This is a genomic window from Mucilaginibacter sp. P19, assembly GCF_050632265.1.
Taxonomy (GTDB): domain Bacteria; phylum Bacteroidota; class Bacteroidia; order Sphingobacteriales; family Sphingobacteriaceae; genus Mucilaginibacter; species Mucilaginibacter gossypii.
Genome location: NZ_CP192586.1, coordinates 4797612 through 4813993 on the forward strand (window position 1 = coordinate 4797612; position 16382 = coordinate 4813993).

17 protein-coding genes are annotated in these 16382 nt (G+C 42.5%); 11 read left to right on the forward strand and 6 right to left on the reverse strand.

All coding sequences use genetic code 11. The annotated features are described in order from the left end of the window. Positions 1-111: 111 nt before the first annotated feature. Positions 112-762, reverse strand: coding sequence for a carboxypeptidase-like regulatory domain-containing protein (locus tag ACQ86K_RS23230; RefSeq protein WP_431198888.1), 651 nt, complete (start codon positions 760-762; stop codon positions 112-114). 282 nt (positions 763-1044) lie between these two features. On the opposite strand from ACQ86K_RS23230, the gene ACQ86K_RS23235 reads away from it, so the two are divergent. Beyond that, positions 1045-2115, forward strand: a complete 1071-nt coding sequence (locus ACQ86K_RS23235) for a sensor histidine kinase (protein ID WP_091170217.1) — start codon at positions 1045-1047, stop codon at positions 2113-2115. Here ACQ86K_RS23235 and ACQ86K_RS23240 read toward each other — a convergent pair. Continuing rightward, a complete protein-coding gene (locus tag ACQ86K_RS23240) occupies positions 2102-2251 on the reverse strand; it encodes a hypothetical protein (protein ID WP_431198889.1) in 150 nt (49 codons plus the stop codon). The two genes, ACQ86K_RS23235 and ACQ86K_RS23240, sit on opposite strands and share 14 nt — an antisense overlap. A gap of 29 nt (positions 2252-2280) precedes the next feature. On the opposite strand from ACQ86K_RS23240, the gene ACQ86K_RS23245 reads away from it, so the two are divergent. The 4 genes from ACQ86K_RS23245 to ACQ86K_RS23260 all read left to right on the forward strand — a co-directional run bounded on the left by ACQ86K_RS23245 (position 2281) and on the right by ACQ86K_RS23260 (position 6545). Continuing rightward, on the forward strand, positions 2281-2853 hold the full coding sequence (locus tag ACQ86K_RS23245; RefSeq protein ID WP_431198890.1) for a LytR/AlgR family response regulator transcription factor: 573 nt from the start codon (positions 2281-2283) through the stop codon (positions 2851-2853). Between the two features lie 272 nt (positions 2854-3125). Then, entirely contained in the window at positions 3126-4544 is a 1419-nt protein-coding gene (locus ACQ86K_RS23250; RefSeq protein WP_091170222.1) for an ATP-binding protein, read from the forward strand. A 53-nt stretch (positions 4545-4597) separates the two neighbouring features. Then, the gene (locus tag ACQ86K_RS23255) at positions 4598-6259 is read left to right on the forward strand and encodes an FAD-dependent oxidoreductase (RefSeq protein WP_091170224.1); all 1662 of its coding nucleotides are present in this window, start codon (positions 4598-4600) and stop codon (positions 6257-6259) included. A 19-nt stretch (positions 6260-6278) separates the two neighbouring features. After that, on the forward strand, positions 6279-6545 hold the full coding sequence (locus ACQ86K_RS23260) for a UBP-type zinc finger domain-containing protein (protein ID WP_091170227.1): 267 nt from the start codon (positions 6279-6281) through the stop codon (positions 6543-6545). Between the two features lie 121 nt (positions 6546-6666). Here ACQ86K_RS23260 and ACQ86K_RS23265 read toward each other — a convergent pair whose 3' ends face one another. Then, positions 6667-7104: a DoxX family protein gene (locus ACQ86K_RS23265; RefSeq protein ID WP_091170230.1), complete on the reverse strand. Its 438-nt coding sequence runs from the start codon at positions 7102-7104 to the stop codon at positions 6667-6669. 183 nt (positions 7105-7287) lie between these two features. Then, a complete protein-coding gene (locus tag ACQ86K_RS23270) occupies positions 7288-8271 on the reverse strand; it encodes a sugar phosphate isomerase/epimerase family protein (protein ID WP_091170234.1) in 984 nt (327 codons plus the stop codon). An 85-nt stretch (positions 8272-8356) separates the two neighbouring features. Here ACQ86K_RS23270 and ACQ86K_RS23275 point away from each other — a divergent pair, with 85 nt between their 5' ends. From ACQ86K_RS23275 to lysA, 3 genes are all read left to right on the forward strand, one after another. Continuing rightward, entirely contained in the window at positions 8357-9490 is a 1134-nt protein-coding gene (locus ACQ86K_RS23275) for a glycosyltransferase (protein ID WP_091170237.1), read from the forward strand. 240 nt (positions 9491-9730) lie between these two features. Further along, positions 9731-11041, forward strand: a complete 1311-nt coding sequence (locus ACQ86K_RS23280; RefSeq protein WP_091170343.1) for an aspartate kinase — start codon at positions 9731-9733, stop codon at positions 11039-11041. A gap of 126 nt (positions 11042-11167) precedes the next feature. Further along, positions 11168-12337 carry a diaminopimelate decarboxylase gene (gene lysA, locus ACQ86K_RS23285; RefSeq protein WP_091170239.1) on the forward strand — a complete coding sequence of 390 codons (1170 nt, stop codon included), beginning with the start codon at positions 11168-11170 and terminating at the stop codon, positions 12335-12337. 1 nt (position 12338) lies between these two features. Here lysA and ACQ86K_RS23290 read toward each other — a convergent pair whose 3' ends face one another. Together ACQ86K_RS23290 and ACQ86K_RS23295 are read right to left on the reverse strand one after the other, a co-directional pair. Continuing rightward, positions 12339-13103 (reverse strand): hypothetical protein, encoded by a 765-nt coding sequence (locus ACQ86K_RS23290; protein ID WP_091170242.1) that lies wholly within the window; start codon positions 13101-13103, stop codon positions 12339-12341. A gap of 163 nt (positions 13104-13266) precedes the next feature. Continuing rightward, positions 13267-13917, reverse strand: a complete 651-nt coding sequence (locus tag ACQ86K_RS23295; RefSeq protein ID WP_091170245.1) for an HAD family hydrolase — start codon at positions 13915-13917, stop codon at positions 13267-13269. Between the two features lie 430 nt (positions 13918-14347). On the opposite strand from ACQ86K_RS23295, the gene ACQ86K_RS23300 reads away from it, so the two are divergent. The 3 genes from ACQ86K_RS23300 (at position 14348) to ACQ86K_RS23310 (ending at position 16373) form a co-directional block, all read left to right on the forward strand. Then, positions 14348-15484: a GAF domain-containing protein gene (locus tag ACQ86K_RS23300; protein WP_091170248.1), complete on the forward strand. Its 1137-nt coding sequence runs from the start codon at positions 14348-14350 to the stop codon at positions 15482-15484. Positions 15485-15604: 120 nt separating this feature from the next. After that, the gene (locus ACQ86K_RS23305) at positions 15605-15799 is read left to right on the forward strand and encodes a cold-shock protein (protein ID WP_090533335.1); all 195 of its coding nucleotides are present in this window, start codon (positions 15605-15607) and stop codon (positions 15797-15799) included. 187 nt (positions 15800-15986) lie between these two features. Then, a complete protein-coding gene (locus ACQ86K_RS23310) occupies positions 15987-16373 on the forward strand; it encodes a YtxH domain-containing protein (RefSeq protein ID WP_091170250.1) in 387 nt (128 codons plus the stop codon). Positions 16374-16382: the final 9 nt, after the last annotated feature.

The following is a 16382-nucleotide window of genomic DNA, read 5'->3' on the forward strand; positions in this document are numbered from 1 at the left end:
AGACACCGGGAATGGCATCACGGCCCCCTCCTAAGCTGGCCTGGCCAAAGTAACCATAGTTTTTATTTTGTTTAATGGTAATGTTCAGTACCTTATCCGGTTCGCCGGTTTTTACACCGGTGAGATTTGCCTGATCGCCATAGTCATCAATGATCTGGATATTTTGTACGATATCGGCAGGTAGGTTTTTAGTGGCGGTTTTAACATCGCCTCCAAAAAATCCTTGCCGTTAACACGCACTTTAGTCACGCTTTTGCCCTGGGCGGTGATGTTTCCATCTTTATCAACATCCATGCCGGGCAGCTTTTTAATCACATCTTCAACAGGGGCATTATCGCGCACCTTATAGGCATCGGCATTAAATTCAATGGTATCTTCCTTAAGCTTTACCGGGTTCACATCCGCGATAATTACGGTTTTTAACATCGTAGTTCCTATTTTCAGGATAACCGGCGGCAAATTAGCCGGCTTGTTATCATTAGCCAACACAAACCTGCGCCTGAGTGGTTCATAACCTATCGAGCTAAAAACTAAACTAAACTGGCTTACTGTCACATTGTTAAATGTAAAGGTACCATCGGCACCCGTAATAACGGTAGTGCTGTCGGTACCGGTAAGCATTTTTACGCTCGTACCCGCAACCAGGTAACCGGTAGAGTCTTTTACGACACCTTTAACCGTACGACCGGTTTCGGCATTTGCGTTAAATGGTAATACAAGCGCTAAGGCAATTATTACCGCAAAGGAGTATAGGATTTTCATTTTGTGCTGTTTAACAGCCACAAAACAATAGCATTGCTTGTAGTGTAAAAAACATAATGGACAGGCACTATTAATGTATAGACAGGGCACCACTTTTCGCCCATGAAAACGGATAATTACTCTGTATAAAGCTTTTAGCAGCCTTTAAAGATCAGATCAAAGCGCTCATCGGTGTTTTTTGCCTCCCGGGCGATTATGATTGTCCTAAAGCTTTATTGATTTGTAATATTGCTGAATTATATATGTAAATTTATTTTTCGTGCACTATAGTAAACTCTTTCAATGAGCCTTAAGTCAAAAAGCAACACCATCACAATACTCATCCATGTTTTAATATGGGTAGTTTTTGGATTGCTGTTGTTCTTCTACCAGCCCCTTAGCTGGAATGTTGAAATACCGTACCAGTTCTGGGTCAAACAGGCGGTTACTCTTTTTATACTTGTTGCTGCTTATTACTTCAACAGCAAATTACTTGTTCCACGGTTTTTATTACATGATCGCATAGGGATGTACTTTATGGCTGTTGTGGGGGTGGTAATTGTTTTTTTAATGCTCAATAGCTGGGCTGATAAGGTGCTGCATATGCATGAGCATATGGAAGCTGTTTTTCACCGGCAGCACCGCCCGCCAAAACCAAGGGACCGCGGAGGATGGGATTTTTTTGGTACCGTTATCGTAGCGTTGGTTTTAGGGATCAGCACCAGCATTACCGCAATCCAAAAATGGCAAATGGATATCCGCCTGCGCCAGGCATTGGAGCAGGATAAGATCAGTTCAGAATTATCATTCCTGAAAGCCCAGATCAACCCTCATTTCTTTTTCAATACGCTTAATAACATTTATGCGCTTACGCATGTTAATGCCGAAACATCGCGCAAGGCATTGCACCAGCTTTCGCGCATGATGCGGTATGTATTATATGATACGCAGCATGGCACCGCATTATTAAGCCAGGAGATAGCTTTCATTAAAGACTATATCAGCCTTATGGAACTGCGCCTTACCCAAAAAGTAACCGTTACATTTACACCGCCTGCACATACTGATGATGTAACCGTGGCCCCAATGATTTTTTTACCTTTTGTAGAAAACGCCTTTAAACACGGCATCAGCGCTACAGAGCCGAGTGCTATCCACATCATTATCGATCAACATGATAACCTGCTGGAGTTAAAGGTAGAAAATGGTATCTATAAAGATCATAACCCAAGCATTGGCGAAAATAAAGGTATCGGTTTAACCAATACCATTCGCCGGCTTGATTTGCTGTATGCAGGAAAATATAAACTGGATATTACTGAAGATGTAACCGCCAATATCTATACTGTTCACTTAACCCTTAACCTGTCATGATAATTAACTGCATAGCGATTGATGATGAGCCGCTTGCGCTGGGCCTGGTTTGTGCTTTTATCGAGCAAACCCCTTCCTGAAACTGATCGGCCGTTATAGCAGTGCCGTAGAGGCGCTTGTCGGCTTGCAGGATCAAAAGGTTGATCTTATTTTTTGGACATCCAAATGCCTAACCTTAATGGCATGGAGCTGGCCCGGGTGCTTGACAGTCGCGGAGCAGCTAAACCCCGCATTATTTTTACCACCGCCTACAACCAGTTTGCTATTGAAGGCTACCGGGTTGATGCTCTCGATTACCTGCTCAAGCCTTTTAACTACGAAGAGTTTCTGCATGCTTCAAATAAAGCCTTAACTTATTTTGAATTGGTGAACCGCTCAAACATCCCTGCAACCGTAGTCGCCGCAAAGCCGGAAGAAGAGGAATACCTGTTTTTAAAGATCGAATACCAACTGGTTCGTATAGCACTTAACGAAATTCTTTATATTGAAGGTTTAAAAGATTATGTGAAAATCTATCTGCAGGATAAAGAAAAGCCGCTGCTGTCCCTCACCAGTTTAAAGGTTTTAGAAGAAAAACTGCCGTCCAAACGGTTTATGCGCGTACATCGCTCATTCATTGTCTCGCTCAATAAAATTAACTCCATTACCCGCAACGCTTTACAGATAGGCAAAGTAAATATCACCGTTGGCGATCAGTACAAAGAAGCTTTCGGGGTGTTTTTGAGTAAGTGGAATTGAACCGGGATTAAGCTGATTTACCGGATTAAAGGATTTTAATGTCATTAAGCTTATGGTGGATGCTATCACCGTACCATTGTTTGATTTTATAGAATTGCTCAACATCAATTAATTCCTTGAATTCTTTAAGTCAATATCATAAATCCTCAAATCCATTTATTCCAAACACAGATAGAATCAACGCAATCAAAGAAACCAGCGGTCAGGTTCACCCTATTGCAATTTTTCACCTCATTTTTACATCATTAAATAATATTCCCTACTTTTAAATTATGCAAAAGGTAAGTGAACTACAGGTAAGCGTATCAGACTTGAAAGCTTTTGAAGCTTTAGCCAATATACCCGACGATCAGCTGCAGTGGCTGATTGATAAAAGCGAGATCTTAACATTTGAAGATGGTGAATACCTGATGGAGCCGGGGCAGGACCTTACTGGCCCGCATTTTATCATCGAAGGCAATATGCGCTTCTTTATGATGCAGCAAGGTTCGCGCCGTGATTACACCCTGGTTGAAAAAGGAAGTATCACCGGCTATATGCCCTATTCGCGCGGCCTTATAGCCAAAGGTTATGCACAGGCCGTTGGCGAATTAACGGTATTAAGCTATCCCACGGGCGAGATCATGGAGATGATTCGGAACCATTTTGAGCTTACCCAGGCGCTGGTTCATATCATGACCACCCGCGTACGAGATTTTACTGCCATGCAGCAGCAAAATGATAAAATGATGGCTTTAGGCAAGTTGTCTGCCGGCTTGGCTCATGAGCTTAATAACCCGGCATCGGCCATAGTGCGCGACTCGTTATCATTAAGAAAACACCTGCGTATGGTGCCCGCCCACCTAAAAAATATGTTTGCCATAAGGGCCAGCGATGAACAGGTTGACGGTCTTACCGACGAGTTGTTCAGGATCCTGAACAAAAAAGAATGCTATACCCGCCTTACACTTAAACAACGCACCCAGCTTGAAGATGAAATATCTGAATGGCTGGAAGATAACGGCGTTGAAGACGCCTATGATATAGCCGAAAGCTTTGTAGACTTTAGTTTTACCACCGAAAACCTGGAGGCCCTGAAAGCGCATATACCCGAACATGCGGTATCCATTATTATGGGTTGGCTTAGCGCCAAGCTAATGGGCGAAAAAATGATCGAGGATATCCAGGAATCGGCACGCCGTATCGCCGAGCTTGTAAGCTCAGTTAAAACGTTTACCCATATGGACCGTGCTCAGGATAAGCAATATGCCGATATTCATGTGGGTATCCGTAATACCATTACCATGCTGGGCTACAAGATCAGGAAGGAGAATATCACGGTGATTGAGGAGTTTGATGATACGCTGCCAGAGGTTAAAGCACTCATTGGCGAACTTAACCAGGTATGGACCAATTTGGTCGATAATGCTCTTGATGCTATGGAAGTGAATGAGAAAGGGACGCTTACCATCCGCACTAAAAAAGATAACGACTTTGTTGAGGTAACCATTATTGATGATGGACCCGGTATACCGGAAGATAATGTTAGCCGTATATACGACCCTTTCTTTACCACTAAAGAAATGGGTAAAGGTACTGGTATGGGCCTTGAAGTGGTGCAGCGTATTGTGAAGCAGCACCGCGGTTCGATAAAGGTAAAATCAAGGCCCGGGCATACCGAGTTTATAGTTTGCTTCCCGATAAATGGTTAGCAAAAAGCTGATTTTACCAAAAATATTAGTTAATTTGCCTGCATATTTACCCTATGAGCCGTCCGATAATATTTTCCATAGATGATGATCCGCAGGTACTGCGATCAATAAGCCGCGATTTAAAGTCGCAGTATGGCAAAGAATATAAAATACTAAGCACAACATCGGCAAATGAAGCATATGAAACCCTTATTGAACTGAAAAACAGTTCGGAAGTGGTTGCCTTGTTTTTGTGCGATCAGCGCATGCCCGAAATGGAAGGTGTTAAATTTCTGGAGAAAGCTAAAAAAGTATTCCCCGAAGCTAAACGTGTACTGCTGACCGCCTACTCCGATACTGATGCCGCCATTAAAGCCATCAACGATGTGCAGCTTGATTATTACCTGATGAAGCCATGGAACCCTCCCGAGGAAAAGCTTTACCCGGTAATTAATGATCTGCTTGGCGACTGGCACAGCCACTACATCCCCGAATTTGTGGGTATGAAGCTGGTAGGTTACCAGTTTTCGCCGCAATCACATGTGATAAAAGATTTTTTAGCCGGTAACCTGATCCCTTATCGCTGGTTTGATATCGAAAAAAATATCGATTCGGCCAGTTTGCTTACCATCAATAATCGCACAACCGATGATTTGCCGATGGTGATATTTGAGGATGGCAGTTGTTTAACAAAACCTACCATAAGGGATATTGCCGATAAAATGGGGAAAAATCCAACCCAGCTCACCGATGTTTACGACGTGGTGATCATTGGTGCAGGTCCGGCAGGATTAGCCGCCGCTGTATACGGTTCATCAGAAGGCTTAAAAACTTTATTGATTGAGCGTAAAGCACCGGGAGGACAGGCCGGTACCAGTTCCCGTATCGAAAATTATCTGGGTTTCCCGGCAGGTTTAAGCGGCGCCGATCTTACCCGTCGCGCCATAAGTCAGGCTATGCGTTTGGGCGCCGAATTTTTATCACCCCAATCTGTTAGCGATATCAAACAAAAAGATGGCTACAAAACCATTATTTTGGATGATGGGCCCGAGATCATCAGCCGTACAGTAGTAATTACCACCGGGGTTGATTACCGCAAGCTGGAAGTTAAAGGCGTTGATAACTTTACCGGGGCAGGTATTTATTATGGCGCGGCTACTACCGAAGCTTCGGCATGTACAGGTAAAGAGGTGTTTGTAATTGGCGGGGGCAACTCGGCCGGACAGGCAGCTATGTACCTTTCCAAATTTGCAAAAAACGTGCATATCATTATCCGCAGGGATGATTTGACGGCAACCATGTCTGCCTACCTGATCAACCAGATTGCCGATACGCCAAATATAAAGGTTATGCCAAATACCGAGGTAATTGAGGCCGAAGGTACCAACTGCCTTGAAAAGCTCACGATACAAAACTGCAAGACCAAAGAATCTGTGGTTAAAACGGCTAACGCATTATATATATTTATTGGTGCTAAACCTTATACCGACTGGATAAAGCTGGATATTATTAAAAACAGTAAAGACTTTATTGAAACCGGCCGCGAGTTGCGCAGCTATGAAAGCTTTGGAAAAGTTTGGAAGCTTAAACGAGATCCATTCCTGTTAGAAACCAGTTGTCCCGGTATTTTTGCCGCGGGCGATGTGCGTGCCGGGGCCATGAACCGTGTGGCATCTGCCGTAGGCGAAGGTTCGATGGCGATAAGTTTTGTACATAAATACCTGGCCGAAGTTTAATCATAAACTACCTATACCTATGGAAGAAACCTGCGCCCATATCGAAGCTATTGAAAGCATAACCCAACCTAAGGATTATGTTTGCGAAGAATGTATAAAGCACCATGGTACATGGCTGCATTTGCGTACCTGTCAAACATGCGGCGTTACGCTTTGCTGCGATAGTTCACCTAATACACATATGACCAAGCATTTCCACGCTACCGGCCATCCGGTAGTTATATCTGCCGAGCCGGGTGAGCGCTGGCTATGGTGTTATGTGGATGAAGCCGTTAAAGGATATTAATTAGAAGTTAGAAGTCTTGATTTCTAAGTTTTAAGCCCTAAGTCGGGAGTTTTAGAGTTTGGCGTTAGTTCAAAGCAATTCCTTTCTTGGTTTCCGGCTCTTGATCTCTTATATCTCTCCACTATCCCTTAAACGACAGTACTTTATCTAACGACCATGGGCCGGAGCCTAAAATGGTAAATAGTATAAGGAGAGCCAGGGCTGTAATTGATGGCCATAACATGGTGTTGATAGGCTCCTGGAAAATACCTGTTAAAAATACCGCGCCAACCAATATAGGGATCTGAATAATGCAGCCCAAACGGGTTAATATACCCATAGCTATGAGTATACCGCCAACCATGTGGGCAAATGATACATAGTATACCAGGATCATCAGCATATCAGGCGATACATCAATAACATCCTGATCGGTAATAATACCGCGCAGGTATGATGTATTTTCCATAAAAGTTATGCCCTTCACCAATAAAAATACACCAAGAACAATACGCACAATATCCAAAACTTTAGGGTGATGAGTATCACCCCAGTGTTCAATTTTATGAACCAGATTCATAAAGGCCTCCTTTTAGTTTAATAATTGGTTATCAGCAACCCGGGGGCGATCAGGGAGATCAAGCGACCGAAATGCTTCTACTAAATTTAGTAACAAGTTTGTTATAAAACAAGTTTTAAGGAGAGGAAAAAATTCGCAGACTCAAGCACGGATACTTAAACCTGCAATCGCGTTGACCGGCACTTACAGATCATACTCTGCCAGCCAACCCCGTAATCTGGTCAAATCTTTTTTTAAAGCGGTCGAAAACTCATCTTTACTAATAGACAGCTCACGTTTACCATCCTCTGCCCCGCCTAAGGGATATTCACAGTGCAGGCTCATGGGGCCATTGATATTGTATTGTTTTAGCAGACTGAAGTATTTTTTATAATCAACCATACCCTCGCCTAATGGTACACTTTTCACCTGCCATTTGTCGCCCTTTTTCTCCCAGTAAAAATCCTTTACATTGATTGTTTTGGAATAAGCCTTCAAAAGATTAAGTGTAACAGGCCATGTGTCAGCACCTTCGGTGGTAGCGTGCCTTACATCGTATTGGCAACCGATGTAATTGGGGTCAAGTCCTTCAAGGCTCAGCCATAAATCCCATTGCGATGCTCCAAACAAGTCGCCGGAGTGGTTTTGATAGCCGCCGTGCATGCCATACCTTTTGTTGAGCCCGGCAAGACCGACCAGTTGTTTATTGATAGCCCTGATATTGGCAGGTACACTGGTAGCCTTATCATAATTAAACCAGGCGGTACGATAATATTTAATGCCCAATGCTGATGCCGTTTTCAGGATCGGCCCGGCGTATTTTTCATCAGCAGTTTTAATATTGGTTACTATGGTATAAACCTTGAGCCCGGCTTTTTCAATAGCTTCAACCGCTTTAGGCAGGTCATCGGCAACACGTTCGGGCAGCACGTGGCCATCGGGCCTTACAGTAAGGTCAATTCCGTCAAAACCAAGCTGTACCGTTAAAGCGGCCATATCGGCATAATTAAGCCAGTGCATATGTTTGGAAAATATACTCACTTTTATTTTTTCACCCGGAGAGGGGTTACCTGTAGCAAGGTTTGTATTTAAGGGTGACTGCTTAGCCAAAGCACTTAAACCAAAAGGTAAGCCGGCAGCAGCTATTGCGGCCGAAGCAATAAATTTTTTGCGGCTGATGTTTTTCATAGGTGTTAAAATTGGTAATGCAATATGCCATTTTTTGTTGTAATTGTTTCCTGATTTTACCCACCTTTATCCAAACCTATTTATCATGATATTATTCTGGTACAGCGTGATACTGTTTGTATCCACCTTAGCGCTTAACTTTTATCTGCTTATCGGCTTTAAACAAATTAAACAGGTAAGCCGACAACCTGTGATGGATAGTCCCCCACCCCTTGCCATCATTATAGCTGTGCGAAACGAGGAGGAAGGCCTTGAAAAAGCCTTGCAAAGCGTTTGCCATATCAATTATCCTAACCATCGCCTTATTGTAGTGAACGACCGCTCAACCGACCGTACCGCCGACATCCTGAAAGATTTTAGCTTACGCTATCCAAAACTTCAGGTGACTACGATAGACACTTTACCCGACGGATGGCTTGGTAAAAACAACGCACTTTACCAGGGATACCTTAGCAGTACTGAAGAATGGATGCTTTTTGCCGATGCCGACATCGTTTTTCATCCTGATGCTATTAACCAGGCTGTCGGTTATGCAGTTAAACACGAGGTTGATCATTTAACCATGTTACCTGAGTTGATCTCCCGGTCGTCAATTTTAAACAGTGTATTTGCCACATTAAGTATTATGCTCATGATTGCCATGAAACCATGGGAGGCCAAAAACCCGAAATCAAAAGCATCGTCGGGCATAGGGGCTTTCAATTTGGTCAGACGTACAGCTTATGAAAAAATTGGCACACATGTACGCATAAAACAGCGCCCGGATGATGATCTTCAACTTGGTCAATTGATAAAAAAGGAAGGTTTACGGCAGGATGTTTTAGCCGGTAAGGGTTACGTTTGCCTGGAATGGTATAGGAATCTTGGTGAGCTTGGGCGCGGCGTGCAGAAAAACTCATTTGCTATGGCTAAGTACAGTATTACGCAAGCCATTGTTAACGTACTGAATATGCTATTAACGGTGGCATTGCCTATGCCATTAATGTTCATTTTCGGCACCCCGGTTATCAGGATCATGGCTTCTGTTATGCTCATAGTGCATATAATTTATATGGAGCTGGTGCCGCCCAATAAATGGTGGTATGCATTCATGATCCCCCTTTCGGGGCTATTCCTGGCCTGGCATTTTTTAAAAGCATCAATAATAACAGTTGTACAGGGAGGCATTTACTGGCGGGACAGTTTTTACTCGCTTGATATGTTAAAAGGTAGGGGATAAAATATTTTGTAGCAGTGGCGACATCTTACCCCGAATAACAACGTGAGGATATCATTTACCAATCAGAGTACCACGGATCTCAAAGCTCAAGGATGATATGGCCCGTCAAATTTAAATTCCAATCACATTACATTAAAGCGTTTTAAAACACTATTTTTAGCGCCTCAAATATTGGTGCTTGAATATCAGCAAGCTGATGTTCAGGAACACCGATCATATACGGTTAACAGCAACATAAAAATGAAAGTTTTAAAATTTGGTGGGACATCAGTAGGTAGCCCCGCCCGGATGAAAGCGCTGCTTGATATCATTAACCCGGCCGAGCGCCAGGTAGTGGTGCTATCGGCAGTGTCAGGCACAACAAACAGCCTCGTAGAAATTGGACAAGCATATCTCGCCGGCGATAAGAAGAAGGCAGTGCAGCTTATTACTATCCTAAAGGATAAGTACGAAATTTTTATTAAGGAATTGTTTGCGAAACCCGAATTTTTAGCCCAGGGCAAAGAGGTTATCGACTACCATTTTTCGTTGCTCAGCAATCTTGCCAATGATCTTTTCACCCATATTGAAGATAAGATCATTGTTGCACAGGGCGAACTGCTTTCAACTACCCTCTATCATGTTTATTTAAAGGAGATAGGTATCCCATCGGTATTGCTGCCTGCCCTGGATTTTATGAAGATAGATGAGGATAATGAGCCAATTGTTGATCATATTACCGAAAACCTGCTCCCGCTGCTTGATAAGCACCCCGAAGTAAACTTGTTTATTACCCAGGGCTACATTTGCCGCAATGCCTACGGCGAAATAGATAACCTGCGCCGCGGCGGCAGCGATTATACCGCTTCATTGATTGGTGCCGGTATCCGCAGCGAAGAGGTACAGATCTGGACAGATATCGACGGCATGCACAATAACGATCCGCGCATTGTAAAAGGCACGCAGCCTATTGCTCAGCTATCTTTTGATGAAGCTGCTGAGCTTGCCTATTTTGGTGCCAAAATTCTGCACCCGCAAAGCGTGTTCCCTGCTCAAAAATATAAGATCCCGGTTCGTTTATTAAACACAATGGATCCTAAAGCGCTGGGTACCCTAATCACCAATACCAGCGAAAAGGACAAGATCAAATCTATAGCTGCTAAGGATGCCATTACGGCTATCAAGATCCAATCGAGCAGGATGCTTTTGGCACATGGCTTTTTACGCAAGGTATTCGAGGTATTTGAACGTTATAAAACATCTATCGATATGATCACCACATCAGAAGTTGGTGTTTCTGTTACCATCGATGATACCACTTACCTGGGCGACATCACCAAAGAATTAAACGCTTACGGTTCGGTAGAAATTGATGTAAACCAAACCATTATTTGTGTGGTAGGTGATTTCGGGGCCGAAAAACATGGGTATGCAGCCCGGGTACTGGAAGCCGTTAAGCATATCCCATTAAGGATGATATCATACGGCGGCAGCGATCACAACCTGTCGTTACTGGTAAAAACAGAGGATAAGGTTGAGGCTTTAAGGAGTTTACATAACAGGTTGTTTTAATTCCGGATGTCGGATTTTCGATTTCGGAATTGCCTTATTTGAAATTTTTAATTTAAAACGTCATCGCGAGGAACGAAGCAATCCCTGATATGCAATAGTTCAGCATGATTTGATGAAATATTACCCATGTTCACAAGTAAAACTATAGATAAATTCAACGGCTTAGAAACTCCGTTTTATTACTACGATCTCGAGGTGCTTAAAAACACCCTGAGTGCCTGCCGCGATGCTTCTGCAAAGCACGGCTTCCATGTGCATTACGCCATGAAGGCCAACTTTAACTCAAAAGTTATTGACACCATACAAACCTATGGCTTTGGCGCCGATTGCGTGAGCGGCAATGAAGTTCAGGCAGCTATTGATCATGGCTTTGATAAAAGCAAAGTGGTATTTGCAGGTGTTGGCAAATCAGACCGTGAAATAAACCTGGCCCTTGATGCGGATATCTTCTGCTTCAATGTCGAATCCATCCAGGAGCTTTTTATTATTGATGGCCTTGCTAAAGCAAAAAACAAAAAAGCTGGTGTGGCTATCCGCATTAACCCGAATGTTGATGCACATACTCACCATTTCATCACCACCGGACTCGATGAAAATAAGTTCGGCATTAATACCTGGCAATTACCTGATGTTGCCGCTGCTTTGCGCAAATGTGATAACCTGCAGTTTTTAGGGATCCATTTCCATATCGGCTCACAAATTACCGACCTTGAAGTTTACAAAAACCTGTGTACCCGCATTAATGAAATGCAGGATTGGTTTGAAGATCGTGGCTTCCCGATAAAAGTGCTTAATACCGGCGGTGGTCTTGGGGTTGATTATTACAGCCCGGATAACAACATAGCCGATTTTGAGGCCTACTTCCAGGTGTTTAAAAACTTTCTGAATGTTAAGCCGGGGCAAGAAGTTCACTTTGAGCTTGGCCGTGCACTCGTAGCCCAAAGTGCTTCGCTTATATCGCGTGTATTGTATGTTAAAAACGGACAGAAAAAGAACTTCCTGATCCTTGATGCCGGCATGACCGAGCTGATTCGCCCGATGCTTTACCAGGCTTATCACCAGATAGAAAATTTAAGCCGGAGGTCAGAAAGTCCGGAAGCAGGAAAGTCCGAAAGTTTAAAGTATGACGTTGTTGGGCCGATATGCGAAAGCACGGATTGCTTTCAGAAGGATGTGAGCCTGCCTGAGTCATTTCGCGGCGACCTGATAGCGGTGCGTACCGCAGGTGCTTATGGCGAGGTGATGGCATCAGGCTATAACCTGCGCGACAGGGTTGGCAGCGTTTATTCTGAATAAGCTATCTGAACCGGTAGCCAAGTCTTAACTGTACATAGGTACCAGCTTCAACAACGGCCATATAGTTTTTAATCTGCATAAAATAAGCAGCGGTTACAAAACCAGGGTTATAAGCCCTGTAAACGTAATCGCTGTTTTTGTTTCGGTATACGTTGTCGTTGCCAAATGTACCGCCCCAAAAAAGCCGGAAACCAAACTGATTGGCAACTTTATTGGTATGAAATATAATTTCAGTTGTGCCACCTAATGTAAACAGACCGGCACGCGGATCAGTGTAAAAGCCCGGTTTATTGGTGACAGCTTTCCTAAAGTTAAGGTAATCGCCAAACTCATGACTATAGGCCGCTTCAAAGCCAATAAAGCGTAAATCGATATGCCCGCTGCTCACAAAAAAGTTTCCCGATAACCTTCCTCCTGCCGCTCCAAAGAACTTATTTTTAAAGTAGTTGGGATCTTGCGGCTCCAATTCGCTGTTATGATAATTACCTAATGTACCAAATGCGCCGTAAGCCAGGTTGAAATGATCAAATACATGTGCGCGGCTAAAATTAAGCTGTGCGCTAACCAACTCGTCTGAGTAATTAGGGCTTTCATCAACTACTAAAGCCCCCGAAATATAATTTGCCGATTTAACAGCATCGGCAGATACCGGTTTAGGCAGATAAGCAATATCGCTATGGTGCATGGCCGGCGCATAAATATGATCACTGCACGAGCTTATGATCATACTGGCCAGGAGCAAAAGCAGGTTGAATTTAAGTTTCATTGTAAAAGGTCCGGATCGGGTTTATAAACTGGATACTGAACAATTATACGCTAAAACAAGTAATAAAATAACACACCCTACTGTTTATTTTGGGCAAACGCATTTAAATGGGGTTAACATGAGTTAACACATTCAAATGTTATACATTTACCCTGGCTATTTATTATACCAGGCTGCCAATAAAGTCATCCGTAAAATCATCGGCAAAATGAATTACGTTTTGCAACGCTTCAAACTCATCCTGTTGGTGCGTTGTAGTAAGTACAACGGCTTTCATACCTGCATTAGCGGCAGCTTCAGCACCTTTAGGTACATCCTCAAACACAACACAATCTGTAGGTAAGGAATTCAGTAATTCGGCAGCTTTTAAAAATGTTTCTGGGTGGGGTTTACTTAGTACCACGTCATCGGCACTTACTATAGCTTTAAAATAATGCCTGATGTTAAGGTTATCCAGTACAAAATCAATGTTAAAAGGAATAGCTGCTGAACCGATAGCCATAGGGATACCGTTTTGATAAGCTTTTTCCAAAAACTCATGCAAACCGGGCAACAGTGCCAGGTGGGGTAAAAACTCATCCTGGTAGCGCTGTTCTTTAAGGTACGAAAGCCTGTTCATTTCCTCGGTAGTAAAGCGGTTAGGGCCAAACATACGTACCAGTACTTCCTGATTTTTGCCGTACATCTGTGGTTTTACTTCATCCCAGGTAAAGCTGCCGCCAAGGTCGGTATTTAAAAGATGTTGCCATGCTCTGGTATGATAAGGCATGTCATTGATCATAGTGCCGTTGAGGTCGAATATAAAGGCCTTCATATATTAATTTTCAATTTAAGAGATAAACCGAGCGCGGTTTTTTGGCAAACTTAAACCTTTAAAAAACTAAAAGTTGAATTATGCCACATATTCTTTAAACACATGAGTGATTTGTTTTTAACAGCTGCACGATGGATGAATAATATTGTTCGATTTTTTTGGCGGGACATTAGTCTTTTCATGTACTCAATCCATCCGATAAAAAAGGTACTTAATCCGAAAGATTTTATCTATAGTGAATTTCCACCTTAAACAATAATTAACCAGTTAAATTGTATTAAAATCATTGCCATTATATCTTTTTATTCTGTAATTTATACAACTATTAGCTAAACTATTGCGTATGTGTTTAATAAGCTCATTATTATTATAGTGTGCGTAAGCTCCGTGTTGGATTTATAAAAAACTACTAATCCTTATACAATATACAATGAATAACGAACCCCTGCGCCTGCGTGCCGTTAAGAGATTTAAGGATCTGGATAATGACATAGCGGTTGATTTAAATGATATAGTAGGATTAGCAGCTCAGATCTGCGGCACTCCCGTCGCCCTGGTTACTTTGCTCGATACCGACATGCAGTGGTTTAAAGCCGCTACCGGCATCAATATCAGCTGTACCCCACGTGATTTATCATTTTGCAATCACACCATTATCCAAAAACAGGTGTTGGTTGTGCCCGACCTGCTTAATGACAAACGCTTTAACACCAACCCTCTTGTTATTGAGGATCCACAGGCAAGGTTTTATGCAGGCGCCCCTTTGATTACTAAAGATGGCCATGCCCTTGGTAGCCTATGTGTTATTGACTTTAAGCCCCATGAACTTAACCAGCAACAGATTAAATCATTAAAAACGCTGGCCAGGCAGGTTGTAAACCTCATGGAACTTAATTCAAGTTTACGTTCGCTTGAGCAGCAGCACCAGCAGTCGCAATCACAAAAAGCGTCTATCAGCGAATCGGAAATGAAGTTGAAAGCAATTTTCGACAGTTCAAAAGATACCCATATCCTGGTTGGCCGTAATCTTGAGGTTATGGCATTCAATAAATCTGCGTCGGTTTTTATCAGAAGCCTATATAATAAAAAACTGGCCAATGGTGATAATATTATCGCTTATACAGAGCCGGCGCTGGTAAATTCATTTTCGAAATACTTTGCGATAGCATTAACCGGCCGTTCCATTAAACGGGAATGGGAACTGCTGTCCGGAACGCCAAATGCCTGCTGGAAAGAAACCTCATTTATCCCTGTAAAAAATAATAGCAGCGAGGTAATCGGGATAGCTATTAACTCAACAGATATTACTACACGCAAAAGACACGAGGAACAAATCAATATTCAAAAAGAGGCGCTTAACCGTATAGCTATCATACAATCGCACGAATTGCGGAGGCCGGTGGCATCCCTGCTTGGTATATTAGACCTCATGCGGATGGAAAATATTGATTTTGGTTACTTTAATATAATAGAACATACCGTTAACGAACTGGATGAAAAGATACGGGGAATAGTAAAAGATTCGGAAGATACCATCCAGGGAGGCCATTTGGCAATAGTAGCCTGACCATCAATTATCTAAAATCCAAATACCATTCCACAGGTTTGGTTTACACCTAAATTACGCTTTGGCTATTGCTGATTACGGTAAATTATAACTACCTTGGCGGCATTAATAAATAAAAGAATGCAAAATCAAGGAACAGTAAAATTTTTTAATGAAACAAAAGGTTTCGGATTTATAGTACCAAGCAATGGTGGTCCGGATATTTTTGTTCATTCAACAGGCCTTATTGACGAAGTTCGTGAAAACGACACCGTTGAATACGAAGTTGAAAACGGCCGTAAAGGTCTTAACGCGGTAAATGTAAAAGTTATATAATTATAATATAATCATTAAGCCTACCAGGCACTCAAAGTTTGAGTGCCTTTTTTTGCTTTATTTTTTTGTTAACCTGCTGCGTACATCAGCTTAATATTTGAATGTTACTTTCAAATAAAAACTGGCATTGTTGTTGTTTATTCCAATAATATCATAAATCGACTACACATAAAACAAAGAAAAGAACATGAAAGATCAAGCAAAAATTATAGCAGCACTATTGGTAGGTGCAGCGGCGGGCGCGGCTTTGGGTTTATTGTTAGCTCCTGAAAAAGGAACAGAATTAAGAGGCGATATAGCAGATTATATAAACGACCTGGTTGATACTGCCAAAACCAAAGCGCAAACAACAGCCGGAGATATTAAAGATTACAGTAATAGTGTGATTGACAAAGCTAAAACCAAGTTTAGCGGAACTGTTAGCGACCTTTGGGACGCTAAAGATAAAGCTGTTGATGCTGCAAAATCAAAAGCCGACGACCTTGCAGGGAAAGCAGGTGACGCCGCGGATGAAGCGAAATCAAAAGTCAAAGCGACTGCCAATGACTGGAACAATTCTGTACAGAACGCATAATATTTAGTA